General features: G+C 43.9%; 5 protein-coding genes. All 5 read left to right on the top strand.

Annotated elements, in window-relative coordinates:
• Positions 1 to 140: 140 nt before the first annotated feature.
• The 5 genes from hflK (at position 141) to mutM (ending at position 6,629) form a co-directional block, all read left to right on the top strand.
• Positions 141 to 1,118: an FtsH protease activity modulator HflK gene (gene hflK / locus FS666_RS15265; RefSeq protein ID WP_144463123.1), complete on the top strand. Its 978-nt coding sequence runs from the start codon at positions 141 to 143 to the stop codon at positions 1,116 to 1,118.
• Positions 1,099 to 2,031, top strand: coding sequence for a protease modulator HflC (gene hflC, locus FS666_RS15260; RefSeq protein WP_120075035.1), 933 nt, complete (start codon positions 1,099 to 1,101; stop codon positions 2,029 to 2,031). Before hflK ends, hflC begins: the two co-directional genes overlap by 20 nt.
• A gap of 75 nt (positions 2,032 to 2,106) precedes the next feature.
• Complete coding sequence (locus FS666_RS15255; RefSeq protein ID WP_120075037.1) at positions 2,107 to 2,454, top strand: DUF4260 domain-containing protein; 348 nt, start codon at positions 2,107 to 2,109, stop codon at positions 2,452 to 2,454.
• Between the two features lie 503 nt (positions 2,455 to 2,957).
• Complete coding sequence (polA, locus tag FS666_RS15250; RefSeq protein WP_144463139.1) at positions 2,958 to 5,579, top strand: DNA polymerase I; 2,622 nt, start codon at positions 2,958 to 2,960, stop codon at positions 5,577 to 5,579.
• A gap of 219 nt (positions 5,580 to 5,798) precedes the next feature.
• Complete coding sequence (mutM, locus tag FS666_RS15245; protein ID WP_144463125.1) at positions 5,799 to 6,629, top strand: DNA-formamidopyrimidine glycosylase; 831 nt, start codon at positions 5,799 to 5,801, stop codon at positions 6,627 to 6,629.
• Positions 6,630 to 6,669 lie beyond the last annotated feature (40 nt).

The following is a 6,669-nucleotide window of genomic DNA, read 5'->3' as shown; positions in this document are numbered from 1 at the left end:
TATCTCGTCGGAGGCACTCCAGTCTGTACGTCGATGGGCAAGGCGCTTGCGCTTTTCTTATTAAAAGCGGATAATGAAACCTTTTTTCTAATGTCCCGTAATACAATGGTATAAGAGATAAAGAGAAAGGAACGTGGGGAATGAGTTTAAAAAGGGTTTACGCAGCGGCAGGCATTTTGATTGCCGGAATTTTGCTCGTCGGTTCGCTTTTTACATCCTGGTATACGCTGGATGAATCGGACCAGGCGGTGATTTTAACGTTCGGCAGAGCCGGTGAAACGGTAACGGATCCTGGATTGCATTTTAAACTTCCATGGCCGGTTCAGCGGGTTGAAAAGCTTGCAAGGGAGACAAAGAGCCTCCAGTTTGGATTTAAAGAATCAGACGGGAAAAAGGAACTGTCCGATGAAACCAAAATGATTACAGGGGATGAAAATATCGTTTTGGCGGATCTTGTCGTCCAGTGGAAGATAACAGACCCCAAAAAATATTTATTTAATGCGGACAACCCCGAAGAGGTGCTGTATGATGCAACATCCGCATCATTAAGAAGTATTATCGGAAGTTCAAAAATCGATGATGCGCTCACCTCCGGAAAGGCCGAGATTGAAGGGAACGTCAGGGACCTGTTAACTTCACTTATGGAAAAATATGATGTCGGGATTTCCATATTGGCCGTCAAACTTAAAGATGTAGAACTTCCAAATAAAGAAGTCCGAAGTGCTTTTACAGCGGTAACGGATGCACGGGAAACGATGAACACGAAAATAAACGAAGCAAGAAAATATCAGAACCAGAAAATGAATGAGGCTGAAGGGGAAAAAGCCGCCATTATGTCAAAAGCGAAAGGGGAAAAAGCCGCAAGGCTGGAAACCGCACGCGGAGACATAGCTGTTTTTAATAAGCTTTATAAAGAATATAAAAGCAGCCCCGAGGTAACAAGGGAGCGTTTGACGATTGAGACGCTGGAGCAGGTTCTTCCGGAAACAGAGATTTACATCATGAACGATGACGGAAATACGTTGAAATACTTCCCAATCCGGCCAATGGAAAAAGAAGAGCCGCAACAGGCGGAGAAGACGGAGGGGGATGAGCAGCATGGACAAAAAAATAATTGATTTCGGTTCGCGCAAGGCTGCTGAAGTCGAATGGCGCAAATATACAAGATTTGGCCTATTCCTGATCATATTGATTGCCCTTCTGCTGATTTTGTTTTCCAGTCTGTTTGTAGTGAAAGAAGGGGAGTATAAGGTTATCCGCCAGTTTGGCGAGGTTGTGCGAATCAAGACGGAACCGGGGCTTGCCATGAAGGTGCCGTTTATTCAAAGTGTATCAACTCTTCCCAAATATCAAATGACTTATGATGTGTCAAAGGCGGAGATCAATACGAAAGACAAGAAAAGGATGATCATAGATAATTATGCGCTATGGAAAATCGTTGACCCGAAAAAGATGATTGCCAATGCGCGTACGGTGGAAAACGCCGAATCGAGAATGGAAGAATTCATTTATTCGGTTGTCCGGACGGAACTTGGCCAATTGAACTATGATGAAATTATTAATGATGAAAAATCCTCCCGTGGAAGCCTGAACGACAGGGTTACAGAAAAAGTCAATGAGCTGCTGTCAAAAGACGAATACGGTGTCGTTGTTACAGACGTTCGAATGAAACGCACAGACCTTCCAAATGAGAACGAAAATTCAGTCTATACCCGGATGATTTCCGAACGTGAATCAACAGCCCAGGAATATTTGTCAAGAGGGGACGCGAAGAAAAACGAGATAACCGCAGAAACTGATCGGAAAGTAAGGGAAATGCTCTCCAAAGCGCAGGCTGATGCGGAAGTGATCCGCTCTGAAGGAGAAGGGGAAGCCGCTAAAATCTACAACGAAGCTTTTTCGAAAGACCGGGAATTCTATCAGCTTTACAGAACCCTGGAGTCCTATAAAAAGACAATCGGCGAAGATACAGTTATCGTACTGCCGGCTGATTCTCCATATGCAAGATTGCTAATGGGGTATACGAAATGATCGAAGTGCCGGGGCAAGAGTACCCGGCATTTTAGTTTGAAAATGGGGTCAAGTGATTTCCTGGAGGGATGAAAATTGAATAAGGCGCTTTTACATGTGGAAGGGCTCGTGGTATTAGCCTTAAGTCTATGGATTTATGGATATAACCAATTCAGTTGGATATTGTTTATTGTACTTTTATTTGCACCGGATCTTTCAATGTTTGGATATTTAATCAATAATAAAATCGGTGCAATCATATATAATGTATTCCATACATATACGGTAGCAATGATTGTTATATTCTTTGGCCTATTATTTGTCAGTTCAACAACCTTGGCAATCGGTTTAATATGGGTATCCCATATAGGTATGGATAGGATGTTCGGCTATGGATTAAAGTACCCCACAGAATTTAAGGATACCCATTTGAATCGGGTATAATCTTATTCTTTATTTTCGAACGAGTTTGTCCAGGAGTGAGGCATCATAAATTTTTAATACGATTAAGCTTTAATTCATGCTCAGCTGTTTTTTGAAAGGTGTATATAATATCTGACTCCAAATGGCTCAGCGTATGTTTCACTTCTTTGAATCGTTGGGTCATTTCCTCACGGGTGCTCTGTTGTTCGGTCTGGATGATTTGAAGTGCCGCTCTTGTCTCGGTCCGGAAGTCTTTCAATTCGGAATCAATGTTCTCAACCCAGTTTCAATGCTCCAAATTCAGTCCAACTTCTTATCCATCAGAATTAACGAAGGGGAACAAGAGTTGCTATTTAAATTTTCAAATAACTCAATAAACAGATCATCTTTAAGTAAAACTCCTTTCCTCTACCCGCTCTTTTTTTCACATTCCCGAACACACATGCTAGAATAAAAATATCAGACAGGCGGACGCTCTGCTTGCTTAGGAGGTATTTGGCTTGGGAAAAAATAGTAAGAAATTAATGCTCATAGACGGGAACAGTGTTGCCTATCGCGCTTTTTTCGCTTTGCCGCTGCTGCATAACGAAAAAGGGGTTTATACAAATGCGGTCTACGGCTTCACTACGATGCTGATGAAAGTGTTGGAGGAAGAGAAGCCGACCCATATTTTGGTCGCGTTCGATGCCGGGAAGACGACGTTCCGCCATGAAACGTACAAAGAATATAAAGGCGGCCGCCAAAAAACTCCGCCGGAGCTTTCCGAACAGTTTCCATTTCTGAGAGAGCTGCTGGATGCTTATGGAATAAAACGGTACGAACTTGAAAATTACGAGGCGGACGATATCATCGGCACCCTTGCAATCGAGGCGGAAAAAGACGGCTATGAAGTAAAAGTCATTTCCGGCGACAAAGACTTGACCCAGTTGACGACCGACCATATAACAGTGGGGATTACGAGAAAAGGCATTACAGACATCGAAAATTATACTCCGGAACATATCAAAGAAAAGTACGGTCTCACACCGGAACAGATCATTGATATGAAAGGTTTGATGGGAGACCAGTCAGATAATATTCCCGGCGTTCCCGGAGTCGGCGAAAAAACGGCCATCAAATTGTTGAAGGAATTTGGCACCTTGGAAAATCTCCTCGGATCTATCGACAAGGTCAGCGGTCCCAAATTAAAGGAACGTCTGGAAGAATTTAAAGACCAGGCTGTCATGAGCAAGGAGCTCGCCACTATTTCAACGAAAGCACCTATTGATGTCAATATGTCCGATTTGATGTATGAAGGCTATAACCTTGCTGTACTGAGATCCCTTTTCCAGGAGCTTGAGTTCAATTCCCTTCTCGGAAAGCTTGAAGGCGGCGATGAGGAAACTGAAGACCAACCGGAAAATGAAGCAATTGAATTTCAGACGGCCGAGTCAATAGCAGAAGGGCTTTTTGCCAATCATATGGCTCTATATGTGGAGATTCTTGAAGATAATTACCATACAGGCGCGATTGCCGGCTTTGGCCTTTCAAGCGAAAAGGGAAATGTTTTCCTTCCAGCTGAAACAGCATTGAAATCGAAAGTTTTTAAAAAATGGGCGGAAGACGAAACAAAGAAAAAGCAGGTTTATGACGGGAAGCGGTCGATTGTTTCTTTAAGAAGGCACGGAATTGACTTGAAAGGGATTGATTTTGACCTGCTCCTTGTCTCTTATTTGCTTAACCCTTCTGAATCGACAACGGATTTTGCAGGCGTCGCGCAGCGCCACGGTTATACGAACGTGCAAGCGGACGAAGCGGTTTACGGAAAAGGTGCCAAGAAAAAAGTGGCCGAAGGAGATATTCTGGCTGAGCACCTTTCCAGAAAGGCACTGGGGATTGCCTCTTTATATAAGCCTTTGCTTGACGAACTGGATAAAAATGAACAGCTTGATCTTTTCTATGACTTGGAGCTTCCACTGTCATTCATCCTGGCGGATATGGAATACACAGGCGTCAAGGTGGACATCGAACGGCTGAGGGATATGAAAGCCGAAATGGCGGAACGTCTGTCACAGATAGAAGAAAAAATATATAATCTTGCCGGAGAAAAATTCAACATCAATTCGCCAAAACAGCTTGGAGTCATTTTATTTGAAAAACTGGGCCTGCCTGTCATCAAGAAAACAAAGACAGGGTATTCCACCGCGGCGGATGTTTTGGAAAAACTGGCACCTGCACATGAAATTATCCAAGAAATCCTGAACTACAGACAGCTCGGAAAGCTGCAGTCAACCTATATAGAGGGTCTGCTTAAAGTGGTGCATAAGGATTCTGATAAAGTCCACACCCGCTTTAACCAGGCATTGACACAAACCGGAAGATTGAGTTCGACGGATCCGAATCTGCAAAACATCCCCATCCGTTTGGAGGAAGGACGAAAAATCCGCCAGGCCTTTATTCCTTCGCAGGAAGACTGGGTGATATTTGCCGCGGATTATTCGCAGATTGAACTCAGGGTTCTTGCCCATATTGCGGAAGACGAAAAACTGATGGAAGCCTTCAGGGAAGATATGGATATCCACACAAAAACGGCGATGGATGTTTTTCATGTCAGCAAGGATGAAGTGACATCCAATATGAGACGCCAGGCAAAAGCGGTCAACTTTGGGATCATCTATGGAATCAGCGATTACGGACTTTCACAAAACCTGGGAATTACTCGGAAAGAAGCCGGCACATTCATTGACCGGTACCTTGAGAGCTTCCCCGGTGTACGGAATTATATGAAGGACATTGTGATGGACGCCAAACAAAAAGGCTATGTATCGACACTTCTTCATAGAAGGAGGTATATCCCGGAAATTAACAGCAGGAATTTCAACATCAGAAGCTTTGCGGAACGGACTGCAATGAACACCCCGATTCAGGGAAGTGCGGCTGATATCATAAAAAAAGCAATGATCGATATGTATAAAAAGCTTGAAGAAGAAGGCTTGAAGACACGCCTTTTACTTCAGGTGCACGACGAATTGATATTTGAGGCCCCTAAAAATGAAATCGAAAAGCTGGAAAAATTGGTCCCCGACGTGATGGAACATGCGCTGGAACTCAAGGTTCCGCTGAAAGTCGATTATTCATACGGGCCGACATGGTATGATGCTAAATAGGAAAGCAGAGGTGCCTGTCCATCGACGTACAGACTGGAGCGACTTCGACGAGATAAAGGAAACACGCGAAGCAAAGCGGAGCGATGTTGACTTATCGTAGGAGAAGGAGTGAAGTCTGCTAGTCGATAGGCACCGGAGCTAGACATTGAACATACCCTTTTTTAAGGAATACTTATAAATAAATCAATCAACAAAGCTTAAACATCAGGGAGTGAGAAGATGCCGGAGTTGCCGGAAGTTGAGAATGTAAGAAGGTCGCTGCTTCAGCTGGTACAGGGGAAAACCATTCAAAGCGTTGAATCCGGCTGGCCCAAAATCATCAAGCAACCTCTTGAAGTTGAGCAATTTTATGATGCTTTGTCAGGGCAGACAATCCATGATTTACAACGAAAAGGGAAGTTTCTGATTTTCATGCTTGATGATTATTCGCTCGTTTCACATTTAAGGATGGAAGGCCATTACAGTGTGAACAAATGTGGGGACCCGGCGGATAAGCATACACATGTGACATTCAAGTTTTCCGACGGAACGGAGATGCGTTACCGGGATGTACGGAAGTTCGGGACGATGCATTTATTTAAAAAAGGTGAGGAAAATAAAGAATTGCCTTTGGCGAAGCTTGGTCCCGAGCCATTTTCACCTTTATGTTCACCGGAATATCTCAAATCGGAGTTTCAGAAAACGGAACGGATTATAAAGGCTGTACTGCTGGACCAGTCCATCGTGGCCGGGCTTGGAAATATTTACGCAGATGAGGTTTTATACAAGGCGAAAATACATCCGGAACGGAAAGCCAAAACATTGACGGAAAAAGAAATCGGGAAACTGTGCCATGAAATGGTACAGACGTTGGAAGACTCCATCTCTGCAGGAGGAAGCTCGGTCAATACTTATATGGATTCAATGGGCTTGAGCGGTTCCTACCAGGAAAGGCTTCAAGTTTATGGGCGGAACGGTGAAGCGTGCATCGACTGCGGAACCATCCTGGAAAAAACGAAAGCCGCAGGGCGCGGGACGCATTTTTGTCCAACATGCCAAAAAAATTCATAACAATTCAGCTTTTTAACCATCAGCAAGCAACCTTCATATA

The sequence above is a fragment of the Siminovitchia fortis genome (assembly GCF_007681465.1).
Classification (GTDB): domain Bacteria; phylum Bacillota; class Bacilli; order Bacillales; family Bacillaceae_C; genus Siminovitchia; species Siminovitchia fortis.
This window is presented reverse-complemented; position numbering and strand designations above follow the sequence as displayed.